Origin of the sequence: Lactobacillus colini (assembly GCF_017874575.1) — a bacterium.
GTDB classification, from domain to species: domain Bacteria; phylum Bacillota; class Bacilli; order Lactobacillales; family Lactobacillaceae; genus Lactobacillus; species Lactobacillus colini.
In genome coordinates, this window is record NZ_JAGGLU010000001.1 from 14,320 (window position 1) to 31,458 (window position 17,139).

General features: G+C 36.6%; 12 protein-coding genes and 1 other annotated feature. Of the genes, 9 read left to right on the plus strand and 3 right to left on the minus strand.

Annotation, left to right across the window (positions count from 1 at the left end):
* Window positions 1-45 precede the first annotated feature (45 nt).
* From J2Z60_RS00090 to greA, 5 genes are all read left to right on the plus strand, one after another.
* A complete protein-coding gene (locus J2Z60_RS00090; RefSeq protein WP_209685091.1) occupies window positions 46-399 on the plus strand; it encodes a winged helix-turn-helix transcriptional regulator in 354 nt (117 codons plus the stop codon).
* Between the two features lie 47 nt (window positions 400-446).
* Window positions 447-656: a binding site (T-box leader), on the plus strand.
* A gap of 35 nt (window positions 657-691) precedes the next feature.
* The gene (gene pheS / locus J2Z60_RS00095) at window positions 692-1,741 is read left to right on the plus strand and encodes a phenylalanine--tRNA ligase subunit alpha (RefSeq protein ID WP_209685094.1); all 1,050 of its coding nucleotides are present in this window, start codon (window positions 692-694) and stop codon (window positions 1,739-1,741) included.
* Window positions 1,741-4,155 (plus strand): phenylalanine--tRNA ligase subunit beta, encoded by a 2,415-nt coding sequence (gene pheT / locus J2Z60_RS00100; RefSeq protein WP_209685097.1) that lies wholly within the window; start codon window positions 1,741-1,743, stop codon window positions 4,153-4,155. The genes pheS and pheT overlap by 1 nt, the downstream gene beginning before the upstream one ends.
* A 64-nt stretch (window positions 4,156-4,219) precedes the next feature.
* Window positions 4,220-5,326 carry an endolytic transglycosylase MltG gene (gene mltG, locus J2Z60_RS00105; protein WP_209685100.1) on the plus strand — a complete coding sequence of 369 codons (1,107 nt, stop codon included), beginning with the start codon at window positions 4,220-4,222 and terminating at the stop codon, window positions 5,324-5,326.
* A 71-nt stretch (window positions 5,327-5,397) separates the two neighbouring features.
* Window positions 5,398-5,880 (plus strand): transcription elongation factor GreA, encoded by a 483-nt coding sequence (gene greA, locus J2Z60_RS00110; RefSeq protein ID WP_209685103.1) that lies wholly within the window; start codon window positions 5,398-5,400, stop codon window positions 5,878-5,880.
* A gap of 98 nt (window positions 5,881-5,978) precedes the next feature.
* On the opposite strand, the gene J2Z60_RS00115 is transcribed toward greA, so the two are convergent.
* Complete coding sequence (locus J2Z60_RS00115) at window positions 5,979-8,561, minus strand: YfhO family protein (protein ID WP_209685106.1); 2,583 nt, start codon at window positions 8,559-8,561, stop codon at window positions 5,979-5,981.
* Between the two features lie 114 nt (window positions 8,562-8,675).
* Here J2Z60_RS00115 and J2Z60_RS00120 point away from each other — a divergent pair, with 114 nt between their 5' ends.
* Window positions 8,676-10,781, plus strand: a complete 2,106-nt coding sequence (locus J2Z60_RS00120; RefSeq protein ID WP_209685109.1) for a peptidoglycan D,D-transpeptidase FtsI family protein — start codon at window positions 8,676-8,678, stop codon at window positions 10,779-10,781.
* 90 nt (window positions 10,782-10,871) lie between these two features.
* A complete protein-coding gene (locus J2Z60_RS00125) occupies window positions 10,872-12,026 on the plus strand; it encodes an SLAP domain-containing protein (RefSeq protein WP_209685111.1) in 1,155 nt (384 codons plus the stop codon).
* A 90-nt stretch (window positions 12,027-12,116) separates the two neighbouring features.
* Here J2Z60_RS00125 and J2Z60_RS00130 read toward each other — a convergent pair whose 3' ends face one another.
* Together J2Z60_RS00130 and J2Z60_RS00135 are read right to left on the minus strand one after the other, a co-directional pair.
* Window positions 12,117-13,517, minus strand: a complete 1,401-nt coding sequence (locus J2Z60_RS00130; protein WP_209685113.1) for an SLC13 family permease — start codon at window positions 13,515-13,517, stop codon at window positions 12,117-12,119.
* 12 nt (window positions 13,518-13,529) lie between these two features.
* The gene (locus tag J2Z60_RS00135; protein ID WP_209685116.1) at window positions 13,530-14,516 is read right to left on the minus strand and encodes a hydroxyacid dehydrogenase; all 987 of its coding nucleotides are present in this window, start codon (window positions 14,514-14,516) and stop codon (window positions 13,530-13,532) included.
* 210 nt (window positions 14,517-14,726) lie between these two features.
* On the opposite strand from J2Z60_RS00135, the gene J2Z60_RS00140 reads away from it, so the two are divergent.
* Entirely contained in the window at window positions 14,727-15,947 is a 1,221-nt protein-coding gene (locus J2Z60_RS00140) for a mandelate racemase/muconate lactonizing enzyme family protein (protein WP_209685119.1), read from the plus strand.
* 22 nt (window positions 15,948-15,969) lie between these two features.
* Entirely contained in the window at window positions 15,970-17,118 is a 1,149-nt protein-coding gene (locus J2Z60_RS00145; protein ID WP_209685122.1) for a lactonase family protein, read from the plus strand.
* The last annotated feature ends 21 nt before the right edge of the window (window positions 17,119-17,139 follow it).

The following is a 17,139-nucleotide window of genomic DNA, read 5'->3' on the forward strand; positions in this document are numbered from 1 at the left end:
GATACTATAATAATGAGTTTAAAGTTTATTTTAGGAGGAATCATTATGGCTGAAACTATCGAAAAGAAAGTGGAAACTCCCTGTAGTGACCCAGAAGATTACTCATTGTGTGGTCACTTTGTAAGTGCCTTTGATATTATTGGTAAGAAATGGAACGGCTTAATTATTAGTTCATTATGTGATACTAAGGCGATGAGATTCAAAGACCTTGCTCGTTGTATTAGTCGTTGTAGTGACCGTGTCTTAGTTGAAAGACTAAAAGAATTAGAAAAACAAAAGATCGTTGAACGTAATGTTAACGGCGATACTGGTATTATCTCTTATACCTTGACTACTAAGGGAGCTGAATTGAAGCCAGTATTTGATCAAGTGCATGATTGGGCTGATAAGTGGGCTTAAAGTTATTGCAAGTTAATGGATTTTGTTTTAATATACTACTATGAAATTTAAATGCGATAATCAAGATTAGTAGTGCGGATTCTTTTTTAGAGAGAGCCTTGATTGGGTGCAAGAGGTTTACTGATGAAGCATGAATTTCATCTTGGGAGCAGAATCTAATCAATTCCGGTATTTCACCGTTATCTGAAGAGAGTGTGAACACGCACTTTTTTGTGCTGGTTTAAACTAGGGTGGTACCGCGAAGCTTCGTCCCTTTATGGACGGGGCTTTTTTTGTTGGAAAGGAAAAGTAAATGGACTTATTCGAGAAATTAAATAAGTTAAGAGAACAAGGAATAGAAAGAATCAATCAAGCTGATACACAAAAAAAGCTTGATGAAATTAGAGTTGAACTAATTGGTCGTAAGGGGCAATTGACTGAAATCTTACACTCAATGAAGGACGTTGCTCCAGAAAATAGACCTAAGGTTGGTCAACAAGTTAACCAATTACGTGACTTATTTCAATCTTCATTTGATGATGCTAAAGAAAAGCTGGTCCAAGCATTAATTGCTAAACGGTTGGAAGAAGAAAAGATTGATGTCACTCTACCAGGTCGTCAAGCACATCTGGGCTCTAAGCACCCTATGTATGTAATTTTAGATGACTTAGAGAGATTTTTTATTGGGATGGGCTACAAGGTAGTACAAGGTCCAGAGATTGAAACAGACCATTATTGTTTTGAAATGATGAACTTACCAAAAGATCACCCAGCTCGTGATATGCAAGCTACCTTCTACATTGATGATGAAAACTTACTTAGAACGCAAACTTCCGGTGACCAAGCACGTGTTTTAGAAAAGCATGACTTCTTAAAAGGTCCATTGAAGATGGTTGGACCTGGTAAGGTATATCGTCGTGATGATGATGATGCAACTCACTCTCACCAATTCATGCAAATGGAAGGCTTAGTTGTAGATAAGAACGTAACTATGTCAGACTTAAAGGGAACGCTTGAATTGATCGCTAAGCATGAGTTTGGTCAAGACCGTAAGACTCGACTTCGTCCAAGTTACTTTCCATTTACTGAGCCATCTGTCGAAATGGACGTGTCTTGCTTCAATTGTGATGGTAAAGGTTGTCCAATTTGTAAGTATACCGGCTGGATTGAAGTTTTAGGTGCTGGGATGGTTCACCCTAACGTATTAGAAAATGCCGGTATTGATTCTACGGTTTACGGCGGTTTTGCCTTTGGGTTAGGAATCGACCGTTTTGCAATTTTGAAGTATGGCGTTTCTGATATTCGTGACTTCTACACTAATGATGTTCGTTTCTTAGAACAATTCCGTAAGGAGGAAGATTAATGCTCGTTTCATATAATTGGTTACAAGATTTTCTTGATTTAAATGAAGATCCTAAAGATCTAGCTGAAAAAATCACCAGGACAGGTGTTGAAATTGCTTCAGTTGACCATCCACAAGAGGGACTAAAGAAGTTAGTTGTTGGTCATATTTTAGAATGTGAAGCTGTTGAAGGCACTCACTTACATAAGTGCATGGTTGATGTTGGTGAAGAAGAACCAATTCAAATTGTCTGTGGTGCTCCTAATGTTGCAGCAGGCGAAGACGTAATTGTTGCTCTTCATGGTGCTCGCATTGCTGGCAATGAGAAGATTAAGCGTGGCAAGATTCGTGGCATTAAGTCAAATGGTATGATCTGTGGCCTCCAAGAAATTGGCTTTGCAGACAAGCTTGTTCCTGCTAAGTATGCTGATGGGATCTGGGTCTTCCCTAAGGATAGTGATGTTAAGCCCGGTGATGATGTCTATGAGGCACTAGGGATGGATGATTATATCCTAGACTTTGACATTACACCTAACCGTGCTGATACTCTCTCAATGGAAGGTGCTGCTTATGAAGTTGGTGCAATCATTGACCAAAAGCCTAAGATTGAAGAAGTTACCTTAAAAGATGACGGCGCAGACTGGACTAGTGATTTAGAAACGGTAGTTGATGATAATTTAGCTCCAAAATTCTACTTAAGAAAGATTAGCAATGTCCAAATTGGCGAAAGCCCAATGTGGATGCAACGTCGCTTATGGAATGCTGGTATTCGCCCAATTAATAATGTAGTTGATGTTACTAACTATGTTATGCTTTTAACTGGTCAGCCAATGCATGCTTATGACGCTAAGGCATTCGCAAATGGTAAGTTAGAAGTTAGAAAAGCTAATTCTGGTGAAAAGCTAACCTTGCTAAATGGTAAGGAAGTTGATTTGGATACTAATGATATTATTATTAGCGATGGTCAAAAGCCTGTTATGATGGCTGGTGTGATGGGTGGCTTGAATTCAGAAGTAACTGCTGATACTACTGATGTAATTTTAGAATCAGCTATTTTTAATGGTACTTTAGTTAGAAAGGCAGCTTTACGTCATGCTAACCGTACTGAAGCTTCAAGTCGCTATGAAAAGGGCATTAACTGGGATAACACTGAAAAGGCCCTTAACTTGGCAGCACTGCTCTTAAGAGATAATGCTAGTGCAAATATTGAGGCAGGAATTATTAAGGCAACAGACCAGCAGCGTAAGCCTGCTGTAATTAAGACGACTATTTCTTATATTAATAAGGTTCTTGGAACTGATCTATCTAAGGATGAAATGGTTAAGATTTTCGATCGGCTAAACTTTGATGTTGTTGTGGACGGTGATGATTTAACTGTTACTGTACCTAATAGACGCTGGGATATTAGTATTCCAGCTGACTTGGTTGAAGAAGTTGGTCGTATCTACGGTTATGATAATTTAGAATCCACTCAGCCATTACTTGATGAAACCCATGGCGGTTATTCAAAGCAAGAAACTGCCATGAGAAGAATTAAGTCTATTGTGCAAGGACAAGGCTTAATGGAAGCCATCTCTTACTCATTAACTTCCCCAGAAAAGGCAATTCGCTATACTAAGAATCCAAAAGAAGTAGTTGAAGTAGCTATGCCACTTAATTCTAGCCGTAGCACTATGCGTGAGAATTTATTAACTGGATTAGTAGATGCAGCTAGCTATAACATGGCTCGTAAGCAAAAAGAATTAGCCTTATTTGAACAAGGTCGCGTTTATGATCGTGAAGGCGGCAGCTTCAATGAACATGAGCACTTAGCCGCATTATATTCAGGTCATACTTTTGCTAATAATTGGCAACATGAAACGCAAAAGATTGACTTCTTCTTTGTGAAGGGACAATTGACTAATTTATTTAATTCACTTGGAATTAAAGATAATGATGTTGAATATAAGGCTGAAGTAGTTGAAGGGATGCACCCAACTAGAACAGCTGCTATTTATATTAATAATCAATATGTCGGCTTGATTGGAATGATTGCGCATAATATAACTGTTCAAGATAAGGCTTTACGCGGTAGTGAAATTTATGTCTATGAATTAGACTTAGATACTATTATTTCAATGCTTACTAAGGGAATGAAGGCTAAGACTGCTCCTAAGTTCCCAGCAATTGAGCGTGACTTATCTGTCTTAGTAAATAGTGATATTACTAATGCTCAGATTATTAACCAAATTAAGCAAAGCGGTGGTAAGTATCTAGTTAAGGTTCAAGTGATTGATGTTTATGCTGGTGCCCAAATTGAAAAGGGTAAGAAATCTTTGGCATACTCATTGACTTTCTTAAATGAAAAAGATACTTTAACTGACGAAGTCGTAACCAAGGCAATGGATCAAATCGAAGCTGATTTGAAAGAAAAATTAAAGATTAAGATTCGTTAATCAATTAGGATTAAGTTTTGCTATAATTGCCTTAGATTTTTGCGATAGTCGGAGGGTTATATTATTGCTAGATCAAGACAAAAATAAAAGAAGAACAAGAGAAATAGAACAGCAAGCATCTAAAAAGATCACCCGCTGGATCTTAAGTGTTATTGGTGCGGTGGCAGTATTAGTTGTCTTGGCGACAGGAGTCTATACTGCTTATGCTCTGCAGCCTGTTAATCGTCATAACGAAGACGTAGTTAGTGTACATATTCCTGAAGGAGCGACTAATTCACAAATAGCAGATATTTTAAAAAGTAAGAATTTGATTCATAGTTCTAAGCTATTTAATATTTGGTTAAAGATACATAGTGAATCCAACTTTCAGGCTGGGGATTTCTATATTTCGCAATCAATGAATAATAAGCAGATAGTTGCTCAACTTCAAGGTGGGGGCGATCGACCAGTTAAGGGTCATGTCTTAATTAAGGAAGGTCAGACAATTGATAGTATCGCCACTACAGTAGGTAAGAATACTAAGTACACTCGTAAGGAGTTCTTAGACTTGATGAAGGATCAATCCTTTATGAAGGTTTTAGAGAAGCGTTATCCTAAATTATTAGCTAGTTCGATGGCTAATAAGAATGTTCGCTATCATTTAGAAGGTTACCTATTCCCTGCTAAGTATGATGTTTATCAAGGGGCATCTTTAAAGGAATTAGTAACTCAAATGGTCGAAAAGACCGACCAAATAATGACACCTTACTATTCAACTATTAGCAAAAAACACTTAACTGTTCAGAAGGTGCTTACTTTGGCTTCATTAGTTGAACGTGAAGGTGTAACTACTAAGGATCGTCGTAAGATTGCGGGCGTATTCTTTAACCGATTGGATGCAGGGATGCCGCTGCAATCTGATATTGCGGTAATGTATGCCCTTAATAAACACAAGCGCTCATTGACTATTAAGGATACTAAGGTTAAGTCACCATACAACTTATATGTTCATAAGGGTTATGGTCCAGGTCCATTTAATAATCCAAGTTTAGATTCAATCACTGCAGTTCTTAATCCATCAGAACGTAGTCAAAATTATCTTTACTTCGTTGCTAACTTAAAGACTGGTAAGGTATACTACTCACACAGTTACGATGAACACTTAAAGAGAAATAGTAGTTTAGGTCAATAACTGGTTGACTTTTTGATAAATAAACAATAAGCTTTTCTTGCAAAGAATAATTTAGTTAGGAGTAATGATTAATGCCAGAAAAAGTATATCCAATGACCGCTGAAGGTAAGGAAAAACTTCAGAAGGAATTAAAAGATTTGAAATTAGTTAAGCGTCCGGAAGTTGTTGAACGCATTAAGGTTGCTAGATCATTTGGTGACTTATCAGAAAATTCAGAATATGATGCAGCTAAAGATGAACAGAGTGCTGTAGAGCAACGTATTCTTCAAATCGAACAAATGTTGAAGTATGCTCAAGTTATTGATGCAGATAGCGTTGATCCAGATGAAGTTTCTATTGGTAAGACGATTACCTTTACTGAAGTAGGTACCGATGATCCAGAAACTTACACTATCGTAGGTTCAGATGAGTCTGACCCATTAAATGGCAAGATTTCTAATGATTCACCAATCGCTCAAGCCATCTTGGGCAAGAAGAAGGGTGACAAGGTTACTGTCAACACCCCAGGTGGTAGTTTTGAAGTAACTATTGATGAAGTTAAGACTAACAATTAATTAGATAAACTAAAAGGCGAGCTGCTTAGTAGCTCGCCTTTTAGTATGCATAAAATTTATATATAAAGTAGAGTTGATTATTTAGTGATCTTGTTAAATTATTTTTCATGAGGACGATTTTTTCGATGAATAATGACTAATAAGATAAGCACAACTATCGAAATTAACAATCCAGTTAAGAAGGCGAAAGGAATATAGATCAAGTTAATATGATGAATGCCTGGCCTTAATTTAAAGCTAAGAAATGTGCTAGCCCATAATTGCTTCTTAACTAGGTGACCGTTATCGAAGATCAACCAATTATTAGAGAATGGGATAGTAGAAGCAAGTCGCTGATTAGAATTGTTAGAGTTGTTTACTGTTAGTTTTAGCGATAATGGTGAGGTTTGATAAGTGACGGGCTGGTCTTTATTATAATCTTTTAGTGCTGATTGAAGTTTAGTTGTATTCAGACGCCAGATTTTAGCATTAGTCAGGTTAATAGATGAAGTATGAAGAATAAAGTTAATATGAATAGTTTGCCCTTTACTATTAGAAGCGAAGTTAATCAACTTAGAAGAAGTCCCCAAGTTCTCGGTGTCAACGGAATTACCATTAACATACATACTAGCAGAGTCGCTATCAACGTCGCTTGGCAATTCGAAATAGTAAGGATCATTAGTGTTAGGCTTGAATACAAAGGAAATAGTACTATCTTTATTCTTATTAATGCGGTCATATTGTCGCCAGCCACCTGGCCAGGCGTCTACATTATGAACTTCAGGATTATCAGGCAAGTCAAAAGCGGTGAAGAATTTTTGCTTAGTGCCTAAGATATTTTGTAAAATTCGGGTCTGGTTGCCAACGGGGTCACCTGATTTTAAGGATAGGCCTTTAGCAGAGTTGAGTTTAAAGATTAGCGGTAAAGCTGCATCATTCTTTCGGATCTGGACTTGCTTAGATTGTTTAATAATTTTGTCTTTATCTAAGTCTGGGCGCCAGTAAACCTCGGTTAAGTTAATTTGCTGCTTGATTGGAAGAGTCCGAAAGCCGGGAGCGGGGATGAAATAATACTTAATCCCTAGTATGGCATCAGTTGCTAGTGTTGAATAAGCATTAGAAAATGAATTGTCATTATTCTTTAGACCAATTTTGTCAATAAATTGAAGTGTCTGCCAATCGGAAATAGAATTGAAATGTCCGACGCCGTTATAGTCCTGACTTAGGGCATCGTTTTCAGAACGGTCGAAGTTCTTTTCAATCCGAAATAGGCTTGTATTATGGGTGTTTACGTAATGACTTGCTTGTTTAAAGGCTTGAGTAGTATTAGTGTAAGAATAATTATGTTGGTAAGTAATATTATCTAGGCTGAACATTAAGTTAACCACCACTTCTATGCCAGCTAATCCTAAAATGAAGATTGGTGCCCACTTATAGCGATAGAAGATAATTAATAATAAGTCACATATAATAAATATTAGTGAAAGCTCAAGCTTAGTCTGGTCCATAAAGCTATAACGTTCATAATTGAGATAGAAGAATCCACTTAAGCTAATTGCGACAATAATAGTCAGTAGCTTTTGAAAGAGAGAAAAGGATTCTTGCTGGCTTAGAACTTGAATAGTTAAGTTAAGCGCAAAGAAAACAAAAACAAAACTAAACCTTCCCGGATACCAAACAGGGAACTGCCCCATATGCCAAAGTAAGACTAATGGATTAAAGCTAAAAGATAAGCAGAGAAATATTAATAAAATGAAATTAGCAATCTTAGCCCTGATAGCTACCTTATTACTCAAAAAATACGTTAGACAGATAAGTAAGAGTAGAGAAGTGAAATAGATATTAGGCATACCACTCTCCATCTCGTTGAAGTTGTAGCTGCCAATTTCAAATTTATTGAAAATATTCCAGGGCAAAAACTGAAACTTAAAATTAAAGTTACTACTACCATGGACCTTACCCTGTAATAATTCAAAAAAAGTTGGCACTAAGATAAAACTAACTAAAAAACTAGCAATTATACTTTTCGTAAGGTAAATCTTGATTAAGTTAGCAGGATGAACATAGCGCTTGCTGAATAATTGAACAATGAAGTAGAGTAAGCCGAATAAAAGAGCCATAAATCCGGTATAAAAATTAGTAAACCAAAGTAAGAAGGTAACTAAAATTAGCCACTTACTGTTCTGACTAGTAAGTATCTGATTAATGCAGTTAATTAATAGTGGCAGTAGAATTAAGGTATCTAGCCACATTAAATTCAAATTATTAGCAATTACATAACCGCAAAGAGCATAAGCAAGACTAGCAGCTAAGGCAATTGTCTTATGATAGTTGGTGAATAACTTTTGCCAGATATAGTAGCTGCTAAGTCCAATCAAGCCTATCTTAATTGAAATCAAACCTAAAATTGCTTCAGGGAGCAATTTTTTAGGAAATAGAAATAATATTAAGTTAAGTGGACTATTGAGATAGTAAGCATCGGTTCCAATCATGGAGCCACCTAGTCCCTTAGCAAGGCTATAGATTAACTTTAATGGATTAGTGAATAGATTGTCGCGATAATACGCTAAAAAATCTACATACTGTTGGCCTAAGTCGACTGTTAATATTTCTAGTCCACGATAAGCAAAATAAGAAAAGAAAATTATACTTGGTAGTAAAAACGAAAGGATAAAGAGTATTTTTTGACGAGTTTTGGACATTTTTTCTTCTTTCTGTAAGTAATCATTAAGATTACTATTACTCTAACATTAAGAATAGAATTTTTGGCTATTTTTTGCTAAAATTTATTCTAGTTTTAAGTGAGGTCAGGAAATTTGAACTATCTAAATAATAATAACAGTTCTAATAGGAAAGCTGCATCAACGCCTCTAAGAATGAAGATAATTTTAGGCGTTATCTTAGCTTTGTTTTTGGTGTTAATAGGTCAACTGGTCTACTTGCAGTTAATCTACGGTGGACGATTTAAGTCTGAGGTACAGAAGACCGATCAACAAGTTATCACTAATAACGTTCCTCGTGGTGTCATGTATGATTCAACGGGGAAGATTTTAGTAGGTAACAAGGCTAATAATGCCATTACTTATACTAAGGGCGCAAGTGCAACTTCTAGCCAAATTTATACAATAGCAACTCGCTTGAGTAATTATATTACCTTAAATGATGAAAAACCTACCAAACGTCAACTTTATGACTATTATTTAGCTGATAGTAAGGTATCTAATAAGGAATTGGCTAAGTTGCCACGTTCTCAACGCTATGATAAGGATGGCAATGAATTAAGTGATTCTGAAATTAATAATAACATTCTGAAGAACTTAGCCAAGGAGAATCTTCATTTCACTAAGAAGCAAAAGACGGCAGCCTTAATCTTTAATAAGATTTCTGGTGCTTATCAGTTATCTACAATTTATATTAAGAATAAGAATTTAACTAACCAGGAAATGGCCACCGTAGGGGAGCACTTGTCAGAGTTACCTGGTGTAGGTATTGGTACTGACTGGGCTAGGAATTATCCACATGGTAAATCAATCCAGAGTATTATCGGATCTGTATCATCTGAGAAGTCAGGGCTGCCAAGTGACAACTTGCAATACTATTTAACTCAAGGTTATTCACGTAATGATCGTGTTGGTACGAGTTATTTGGAGCAAGAATATGAACCACTTCTTAAGGGAACTAAATCGCAGTCAGAGGTTGTCTCTGAGAATAAGAAAGATAGTAGCATTGAACAGACTAAGACAGTCTACAAGGGTGAGAGTGGCGCAAGCCTTATCTTAACTTTGAATGCCAAGTATCAACAAGAAATAACTAAGGCTCTTCAGACTACCTACGCTTCGGCCCAAGCTGCTGGAGCTACTCAATATTCTAATGGTGCTTATGCAGTAGTTATGAATCCTAATACAGGAGCTCTACTTGCAATTGCCGGTATTAACCACAATCCTAAGACTAATAAGAACACTGACGATGCTCTAGGTGTCATTAATCGTTCCTTTGTAATGGGGTCTGTTGTTAAGGGAGCAATGGTTGCTGGCGGATTGATGAATAAGGTCATTACACCGACTAGCAATACTCTTCCTGATACGCCTATTTATTTGCCAGGTTCACCAATTAAGAAATCTGTTTATCCAGTTGGAACTTTCAGCGCTCTAGATGCGCCAACAGCTCTAGAAGTATCAAGTAACATCTACATGATGCACTTGGCTATGAATTGGCTTAAAGCTAAGTATGTACCTAAGACATATATTTCTATGCCAGATGATGCCTTTAAGATATTAAGACGCAATTTTGCAATGTTTGGCTTAGGACAAAAGACAGGTGTTGACCTACCAGGTGAAGTATCTGGTATTACTGGTAGATCATATAATTCTAGTGGTCAACTACTTACTGGTTCGGTACTTGACTTGTCATATGGTAACTACGATGCTTATACTCCAATTCAGCTAGTACAGTATGTTTCAACAATTGCTAATGGCGGTTATCGGATGAAGCCGTATATTGTACAGTCAGTTGGTGAAACTAATTCTGAAGGCAATAAGGTATCAATCTTGTACAACACTAAGCCAACAGTTCAGATGAGAATTCCTTGGACAAGTGATGAACTTGATGTTATTCACCAAGGATTCTATCGTGTCGTTCATGGTACTAATAGCTGGGGGACTGCTCACAAGTTAAAGGATGTTAAGCCATCAATCTCTGGTAAGTCTGGTACTGCCGAAACCTTCTACTATGATGAAGATAATCCGGGTAATCCGAATGCGCCAGAGGTTATCAACGCTTCATTTGTTGGTTATGCTCCTTCTAATAAGCCTAAGATTGCCTTTGCGGTTATCTTCCCAGGGCTTGATCCAGAAAAGGAAGGTTCATATACCTTACAAATGGCTAAGGCAATTGTACAAGACTACTTTGCTTTACATAAATAAGCTAGATTTGAAGATATTGCTAATGATTGTTGGCAGTATCTTTTTTGTTTTATAATATATTTAACAAGCATTAGAAATGAGGAGGATAAAATGAAATTTAATAAAAAAATTTCTATAGTAGCACTTGCTGCTATGTTTGTAAGCCCCGCTATATTGACTGAATCACACTTTACTTCACAAGACTCAACAGTGCAAGCCGCTACATCCTTAAAAGGTAAGATTAATTTTGTAAAAGATTATGATCCAACTATTATTTACAATAAAAATGGTGTCGCTTTAGAAAAACAACCAGATTTTAATTTTAATAAAGCAGCTAAGTATTATGGCGGTCCTATAGTCGCCAATGGTGCCAAAGATTATGCGTATGCTTTTGTTTTTGGTATGCCACAAGCAATTATTAAGGGAAGCAGATACGCTGATTTAGGCGATGGCGGTTACATTAAATGGAGTAATATTGGCTCATATAGCTCGAAGAGCGGTGAGTTTGCTACAATTAAGAATTCTTATGTTTATGACAAGGACGGTAAACGTTTATTAACTTATCGTGGTCAAAAAGCTTACTATGCTAAGAATTCTACGGTTAACTATGTTGGTAAGAGGTATATTTATCAACCAAATTCATATTTAAATATTGGCAATAGCTACTACATTAATACTGATAATGTTAATAATATGGATGGTAAGGGCGTTTTGAAATTAAACGCTAATACCTATGTTTACAACAAGAATGGTCAACGTACTACTTACAACGGTAAGAGCAAGTTGCTCAAGTACGATTTGGTAAATTATTCTGGTAAGAAGAGAGATAAAACCAGTAGCGATGACTATTATTACTGGGCTGGTAATAAGAAATATAGTGTTAAGAACTACAAGATTAAGGGTCAAGATTATTACTATTTAGGCAAGGGTGCTTATATTAAGGCAATTAATGTTGGTGTAATCAATGGTCACGCTGTATTCCGTGATGGCGGGTCAACTTATGTAATTCCAAAGAGTGACTTATTCATCTACAACAATAATTTAGAACAAACTACTAAGTCAGTTGAACAAGACAAGAAGATTAAGGTAGATGCTACTAAAACTACTGGTGAAGGTGACGCAACTCAGCGCTGGTTCAGAATTGCGGGCACTAAAGGTACTAATGCTCAGTGGCTACTTTGGGGCGATGATAGTTCTTACGGCTATCTTGTCGCTGAAAATAATTCTAATGAAGGATACTTTACCGTTAGGACACGTATTGAATAAGATATTCAATTAAAATTCAAAAAAGCTACAGAATTATTACATTTAATAAAAAGTAATAGTTCTGTAGCTTTTAGTATATTCACAATTAAATTATGCTAGTCCCATTAATTGCCATACTGGAACACATAAGAGTAAACCGATAATGTTAATAATCATATAGCCAAATGATGATTTTGCTAAAGCGCTAGCAGTTGTCATCGAGCTGTTGACCGCAGCTTCACCTGTAATAAATGGTGCATCCATGTAAGAGAACATCCAAATATTAACACTAGTAGTGACAATTAAAACTAAGAGTGCTGGGTTAAAGCTCATAGTTGAAAAGAATGGCAGGAGTGCTACTAATATTAAGGTTCCAGTTGAAATGAGAGATACGACCGCAAATTTGCAGAGGTAGATGAGGATTGGTAGAGCTATGACAGTAATCCAAACATTGCCTAAAATCGGATTAATAACAGGTTTAAGAATTATCCTAAGCCAAGTAGTTAGACCAACTGTTTGCATAACGTTTCCTAATGCCATAACGCTACCGATAAAGATTATCGTGTTCCATGCTATTCTTGTCTTAAAATCTTGGGGAGTCAATACTTTAAGACTTATTAATACGCTGACAGCAATTAGTGCAGTAACAGCAGCTGGAATTTTAACAATTGATTCTAAAATCCAAAAGATAATTGCAATTAGAATAACAATTCCTGTGATTTTTTCATTGCGAGACATTGTTCCCATGTCTTGTAGCTGCTTATGAATAAAGCTCTTGGAAATAGTCTTATCGTCTTTAGGCTTAAATAAAAATCTTAATAAGAAATATCCACATACTAAGGTAACAATTGTCCAAGGAAGCATCATTAGGAACCAATTACCCCAATTTAAAACAGCTTGATACTTGACTGGTATTAAGCCTTTAAAGGCGTAGTTTTGTGCTGTTGCACTTAAAAAACTAGCTTCCATAACTAAGAATCCCCAAATAGCAGCTAAGAATAATCCTGAGCTAGCCTTTGAATGTTCCTTATATCCTAATGCATCACTTAGCCCTTTGGCAATAGGAGTACTCATTGCAGTCTTGGGGTGTGCACTAGGAATCATTGGAGAAATAATTGTACCAGCAGTAAATAAAGCTAGGACCTGTCCACTGAAGTTAGCAGGGAACCAGGACATAATCTTGTAAGCAATTCTCTTAATTAATCCAGTCTTGATAGCTGCAGCCCCAAGTGCTAAGCCACCGATAATAATCCACATCGTAGTTCCAGAAAAGATATTAAATGCCGTCGGAAAATCTACAGCACCTAAAACTACCCATGAACAAAGCATCAATAATCCAGTTACGAAGCTAGGAATAACATTAAATATCCAAAAAACATTAGCTGTAACTAATGAAGCTAACACTACCATTCCCTTATGAGATAAGCCTTGAGGGTTAGGAATGCAGAAGGCAATAATAATTCCTAAAATAATGCCTATAATCCCTGCTATTAGTTTTGTATGTTTTTTCATTTTAATTAACACCTACTTATCAAAGACCTCAGGATTTACAGGGAACTGAGGCATTTTGCCATTTGAGAAATCAATAATTGCTTGGGCAGCACCTTCACCTAAAGCTGCATTAGCCTCAACCGTAGTTCCTGCCATGTGTGAGGTAAGGATAATATTTTTGGCAGTAAATAATGGATTATCTGGAGCAGGGGGTTCAGGGTTAAATGAATCTACAGCAGCCGCTCTAATTATTCCTTCATTCAACGCTTGTGCTAAGTCGCTTTCATTGATAATTCCGCCACGTGCTGAGTTTATTACAATGGCATTGGACTTCATAAGTTTCAACTTGTCTAGAGTGATCATATTTTTAGTTTCATCAGTTAGTGGCATATTAACTGATAGGAAATCGGCAACAGGATAAATATCATCAAGATTATCATATAATTGCCACTTAACTTGATCTTGCTTTAGATAAGGATCGTATCCAATTACTTTCATACCAAATACTTCAGCGTAATTGGCTAAGATTCTACCAATATGACCTAAACCTAAGATTGCTAGTGTTTTGCCTTTTAATTCATTGCCATTTAATTGATATTTACTTGAAAAGTTAGGAAGTGAACCATCATCTTTGAGTTCATTTCTTTTTTCTTTAAGCATGCTAGAATCCTTAGAAATATTACGTGAAAGATTTAGCATAACTGTTATGACATATTCAGCAACGGCATTGGCATTGGCACCGTTGACTTTAGCAACTAAAACGCCTTGCTTTGTAGCTGCATCAACGTCAACGTTATTAATACCTGTACCGTTACGAGAGATTATTTTTAGTTCCTTACCAGCTTTGATAACTTCTTCGGGGAGTTCAGAAGAGCGCATAATTACTGCATATGCATCTGAGATGGCATGCTTCATGCTCTCAACATCAGTAGCTGGGGCTACGGTTACTTCAAAATTGTTTTCTTTTAATAAGTTAATACCAGCATCGTCGATTTTTTCACTTAATAAAACTTTCTTCATAATATCCTCCTGAGCTTTAGTAGCTTTTTTTGTAATCGCTATCATTAACTTTTCGCTTTTATAATAGTTATTTTTTTCACAAATATATAGTGTTTAAAATGTACGCCACATGAACCTTTAGTTACTGTTAATTTATTGAAAATAGGCTTAGAACATATTTGAAGCGTATAAGCGCTTACAAGATAGCTGTAAATAATGTTGGAGGCTTATATGAAAATTACAAGTATAGACGTCATGAAGGTCCCTAGTCCTGACGTTAGCTTTGATGGTAATGGATCAGGCTCAAAGGAAGAATGGGCACCAATAGTGGTGAGAATTAACACAGATAAAGGAATTTCAGGCTTCGGTGAAGCTGGCTTGGCTTATGGTAAGGGCTGGCGTGCAGGCTTTGGTATGGTGCAAGACTTTGCACATACTATTATTGGCGAAGATCCGATGAAAATTGAAAAGATCTGGGATAAACTACAAAGAACAACCTATTGGGGAATTGCTGGTGGAGTAATTCCTAATGCTGCCATCAGCGCAATTGATATTGCACTCTGGGATATTAAGGGTAAGTATTTTAATGCACCGGTATATCAATTATTGGGCGGCAAGACTAATGATAATTTACGTTCATATGCTAGTCAGCTTCAATATAATTGGGGTGAAGAGCCAGATCCGGATAAGTTGAAGTTATCAACACCGCAAGATTATGCGGAAGTTGCTCGCAAGGTAAAGGATGAAGGATATGATTGCTTAAAGTTTGATCCGATTATGTGGGCGACAGATCCTAATATGACTTGGAAGACTAAAGGACCCGTTAATGAAAGTGTCATTAGGGTAGCTTATGACAGGATTAAGGCCATTAGGGATGCAGTAGGTCCAGATTTTGACATAATTTTGGATATGCATGCTAATTCAGACACTACTTCTGCGATAAAGATGGCTAAGGCATTTGAACCATTAGATATTTTGTACTATGAAGAACCGGTTGATCCAATGAACTCAGACTTTTACAAGATAGTTCATCAAGAAGTGCCAATGCCAGTTGCAGGTGGAGAGAGGACCTTTACTCGCTGGGGATTTAGACAGATGTTTGAAGATCGTTCTTTAGATATTGTCCAACCTGACTTAACCTTGGCTGGTGGTATCACTGAAACTAAGAAGATCTGTGATATGGCATATACTTATGACATTAATGCCCAAGTGCATGTTTGTGGATCACCGATTGCTATTGCTGCGGCACTGCAAGTTGAAGCTGTAATTCCGAACTTCTTCATTCATGAAGTATATCAACGTGCCCAATACAAGAAGGATAGAGCTGCAGCTGTATATGATGACTTAATTCCGGTTAACGGTAAGGTGCATGTCCCTGATCGTCCGGGCATTGGTCAGGAATTGAAGCCAGAAGTTATTAAGCAATGCAAGATTGCAACGGTTACTGATTAAATTTATAGGGAGGTTTATTATAATGATTGATAAATTTTTATTAGGTGGTTACACTGCTGATAGCTATACTCAAGGAAATCCAAATAAGTCAGAGGGTATCTATCAAGCAACTTTAGATACTGAAAAAGGCAAAATTACCAGCATTGATCTAGTTACCAAAGCGGAAAATCCTGCCTTCTTCAATTATTCAATTAAAGATCATAAGCTAGCTGCAGTAGTTACTAAAGATGACAAAACAGGTGGTGTAGCGATCTTTGATATTGATCCTAAGACTGGTAAGGGTAAGTTAATATCTGAGTCTATGCTTGATCAATCTTCTAAGGGCTCTTATGAAGCTTATAATTACTTTGATAAGTTATTTTATTGGAATGAACTAAAGTATACAGTTCCATCATATGTATACTTAGATGATAAGCGTAAGATGGTATTTGCTGCGAACTATAATACTAATGCAATCTTGACTTGGAAGCTTGATGATAACTATCAATTTATTGATTCACATCGTTATCCAATTGAAGGCAGAGGACCTAAGGCTGTTCAAGATGCTGCCCATATTCACTATACTCGATTGCTTCCTGATGGACGTTTAATTGTGTGTTCTTTAGGACATGATAGATTATTTGTCTATGATGTAAATGATGACGCCAGTCTTACATTAGTTGAAGATTATGAAGTAGAAGCAGGATTTGGACCACGTCAATTGGCATTTAACGAGAATACTAATAATTATATTTATGTATTGTGTGAAGTTGGTAGCAAGACTGCGGTAGTACATTATGATCCGAAGACAGGGCATTTAGATAGAGTAGCTAATTATTCTAACATTCCTGAAGGTTATGCTGGGCATAATCAATCAGCAGGTATTCGTGTTTCGGCAGATGGAAAATTTGTCTATTCTTCAAACCGTGGCCATGACTCTCTCGCTGTATATAGGGTAATAGATAATGGTCGCCATCTTGAAAAAATCCAAACTATCAAAACTGAGGGAATGTCACCACGTGACTTTGACCTAAGTAAGAATGGTGATTATCTTCTTTGTGCTAATCAAATGACGCATGATTTAATTTTATTTAAGCGAGATACTGAAACAGGTTACTTATCAGTAGCCCAAACAGGTATTAAGCATGATGCTTGTGTACGTGTTCTTGAAGCAACTGATTTCTTAAAGTAATCAAAGAATAAAAAGCATTAA